Genomic DNA, 2,515 nt, shown 5'->3' with positions numbered 1-2,515 from the left:
GGGTGGTGGGCACCAGTACCACCACCTGGCGGCCGGACTGCACCGCCAGAAACGCCGCGCGCATGGCGACTTCGGTCTTGCCGAAGCCGACGTCGCCGCACACCACGCGATCCATCGGCTGGGGCGAGACCATGTCGTCGATCACCGCCTCGATGGCGGCCTTCTGGTCCGGCGTCTCCTCGAAGGGGAAGCTCGCCGCGAAGCGGGCGTACTCCTCGTCCGGTGCCTGGTAGACCGTGCCCTCGCGGGCCTCGCGACGGGCGTAGATGTCCAGAAGCTCGGCGGCGGTATCGCGAATCTTCTCGGCGGCCTTGCGCCGCGCCTTCTCCCACTGGTCGGAGCCTAGCTTGTTGAGCGGGGCGTGTTCGTCGTCGGCGCCGTTGTAGCGCGAGATCAGGTGCAGGCTGTCGACGGGCACGTAGAGCTTGGCGCCCCCGTCGTACTCGAGCGCCAGGAACTCGTTGGCCTGGCCACCGGCTTCCAGAGCCTCGAGGCCCAGGTAGCGCCCCACGCCATGAGCCTGATGCACCACCGGTGCGCCCTCCTTGAGCTCGGCCAGGTGGCGTACCGCCAGCTCGTTGTCGTCGGTCGCCTTGTCCTGGCGGCGGCTCTGGCGCACCACGTCGCCGAACAGCTCGGTCTCGCTGATCACCGCAAGCGACGGGTCACCGAGCCACAGGCCGCTGGTGAGCGGGCTCTCGGTGATCGCCGTGCGGGCTTCGCTGTCCAGAAACGCCGTGAAGCCGGCGACGTAGGGCAGCGCGAGGCGCAGCGGTGCCAAAAGCTCCTCGAGCGCCTCGCGCCGGCCGCGGGATTCGGCCACGAACAGCACGCGGGTCTCGGCGTGCTCGGCGAGAAAGCTTTCGAGCGCCCCGAGCGGCGCCTTGGCACGGGCGTTGACGGCAAGCGAAGGCAGCGCCTGGGCCTTGGGCGCGTGGGCATGGCGCTGGTCGCTCTCCGCCTCGACGAGCTCGACGCGCGGGCGCTCCTTGATCGCCGAGAAGATCTCGTTGACCGGAAGAAACGCGCGATGCGGCGGCAGAAGGGGGCGGGTCGGGTCGACGCCGAGGTTCTCATAGCGCGACTCGATCGAGCGCCAGTGCTGCTCTGCGGCCTCGAACACGCCGGGCAACAGCGCCACGCGGGTGTCTCGGGTCAGGTGCTCGAACAGTGAGGCGGTCTCATCAAAAAACAGCGGCAGATAGTGTTCGAGCCCCGGCGAGGGGATCGCCTTGAGCGCGTCGTTGTAGAGCGGGCACTGGCGCGGGTCGACGTCGAACAGGGTCTCGAAATGCTCGCGAAAGCAGGCGATGGCGCTGCGACTGAGCGAGTACTCGTGGGCGGGCAGAAGCTCGATGCGCTCGACCTTCTCCGTGGAGCGCTGGCTGCCCGGGTCGAAGTGGCGCAGGGTGTCGATCTCGTCGTCGAAAAGATCGATACGGATCGGATCGGGAACACCCATCGGGAACAGGTCGATCAGCGCGCCGCGCATGGCGTACTCGCCGGGTTCATAAACCGTTTCCACGGCGCGATAGCCCGCCCGCGACAGCGATTCGCGAAAGCTCTCGCGCTCCAGGGTCGCGCCGGCCTCGAGGGTCATGACGCGCCCGGCGATGTAGGAGACCGGCGGCAGGCGCTGCATCAGGGTGTTGATCGGTACCAGCACGATGCCTTTCAAGCCATCCTGCAGAAGGCGCAGGGTGCGCAGCCGGGCGGAGACGATATCCTGGTGCGGCGAGAAACTGTCATAAGGCAGCGTCTCCCAGTCCGGAAAGGGCAGCACCGGTACCTGGCTGTAGAACGCCAGGTCCTGCTCCAGCCGCTGGGCGCTGGCGGTGCTGGGCGTGATGACCAGCAAGGGCGCGTCATCGGCGATCCGGGCAAGCGTCAACGCCGGCGCGCTTCCGGGCGGGGCCGTCAGGTAGAGCGTGTCGCGAGCCCCTTGGGGCTCGGGCGGGTCGAGCGGGGTGAAAGAGGGCATAGTCGTGTCTTGCGCCTGGACAAAGGCTTAATCATACACGACACGGCGCTCGTTAGGGGCGACGCGCGCATAACCCGGTTTCGTGTTTGTAGTCAAATGGGCAGTTGTGTAATACCCCTACACGGCGTGCGACTATCCTTTGATTGCGGGGAAGAGGCGGGCTTTGGATAATACGCGCTGATTACCATCACCACGCAAAGGGGCCCTACGTGAGTCAGCAAACGCTCGAGAACGTCTTTCAGAAGTGGCAAAGCGACGAAGCGCTTGCCGAGCAGATGATTCCGCTGGTCGGCAAGCTGTACCGCCAGAACAACGTCGTGGCCACCATGTTCGGGCGTTCGCTGATCAAGAAGTCGGTCATCCGCATCCTCAAGGACCACCGTTTCGTGCGCAAGATCGAGGGCACCGAGCTCTCGGTCCAGGACACCTTCCCGATCGTCGAGGCGATGGCGGCGCTGAACCTCGGCCCGGCCCACGTCGATATCGGCAAGCTGGCGGTCGCCTTCAAGCATCAGGGCGGTGGCGACCTGGACG

1 protein-coding gene and 1 pseudogene are annotated in these 2,515 nt (G+C 66.5%); one reads left to right on the top strand and one right to left on the bottom strand.

Going from position 1 to position 2,515, the window contains the following annotated elements; genetic code table 11:
- A partial coding sequence (locus tag BIS11_RS15020) for a CarD family transcriptional regulator (protein ID WP_301286485.1) occupies window positions 1-1,981 on the bottom strand: 1,981 nt, incomplete at its 3' end.
- A 209-nt stretch (window positions 1,982-2,190) separates the two neighbouring features.
- Between BIS11_RS15020 and BIS11_RS15015 the strand changes: the two are divergent.
- Window positions 2,191-2,515, top strand: a pseudogene (locus tag BIS11_RS15015) (glyceraldehyde-3-phosphate dehydrogenase); the annotation flags it as partial.

The sequence above is a fragment of the Halomonas sp. 707D4 genome (assembly GCF_024158685.1).
Taxonomy (GTDB): domain Bacteria; phylum Pseudomonadota; class Gammaproteobacteria; order Pseudomonadales; family Halomonadaceae; genus Vreelandella.
The sequence above is the reverse complement of the archived record's forward strand: the minus strand, read 5'-3'. Positions and strand labels throughout refer to the sequence as shown.